The organism is Ureibacillus suwonensis, assembly GCF_042655065.1.
Taxonomy (GTDB): Bacteria; Bacillota; Bacilli; order Bacillales_A; family Planococcaceae; genus Ureibacillus; species Ureibacillus suwonensis.
In genome coordinates this window covers 1-854 of the sequence record NZ_JBHSNQ010000110.1, presented here as the reverse complement: position 1 = coordinate 854, position 854 = coordinate 1, and the positions used below count along the sequence as shown (strand labels likewise).

The 854-nt window shown below is 54.3% G+C and carries 1 rRNA gene; it reads right to left on the bottom strand.

The features are described 5' to 3' along the window. Positions 1-854 (bottom strand): 23S ribosomal RNA (locus tag ACFPOH_RS10910); the annotation flags it as partial.

The window sequence follows — 854 nt, the reverse complement described above, 5'->3', positions numbered from 1 at the left end:
GGAAGCGGATTTGCCTACTTCCCCGCCTTGCGGCTTGGACACGCGCGACCAACGGCGTGCTTTCCCTATCCTCCTGCGTCCCCCCATTGCTCAAACGGCGGGGAGGTGGTACAGGAATATCAACCTGTTGTCCATCGCCTACGCCTTTCGGCCTCGGCTTAGGTCCCGACTAACCCTGAGCGGACGAGCCTTCCTCAGGAAACCTTAGTCATTCGGTGGATGGGATTCTCACCCATCTTTCGCTACTCATACCGGCATTCTCACTTCTAAGCGCTCCACCAGTCCTTCCGGTCTGACTTCTGCGCACTTAGAACGCTCTCCTACCACTCGTGCGAAGCACGAATCCACAGCTTCGGTGAACCGTTTAGCCCCGATACATTTTCGGCGCAGCGTCACTCGACCAGTGAGCTATTACGCACTCTTTAAATGATGGCTGCTTCTAAGCCAACATCCTGGTTGTCTAAGCAACGCCACATCCTTTTCCACTTAACGGTTACTTTGGGACCTTAGCTGGTGGTCTGGGCTGTTTCCCTCTTGACCACGGATCTTATCACTCGTAGTCTGACTCCCGCGTCTAAATAGCTGGCATTCGGAGTTTGTCTGAATTCGGTAACCCGAGGTGGGCCCCTAGTCCAAACAGTGCTCTACCTCCAGTATTCGTTACGCGAGGCTAGCCCTAAAGCTATTTCGGAGAGAACCAGCTATCTCCAAGTTCGATTGGAATTTCTCCGCTACCCACACCTCATCCCCGCACTTTTCAACGTGCGTGGGTTCGGGCCTCCAGTGAGTGTTACCTCACCTTCACCCTGGACATGGGTAGATCACCTGGTTTCGGGTCTACGACCACGTACTCT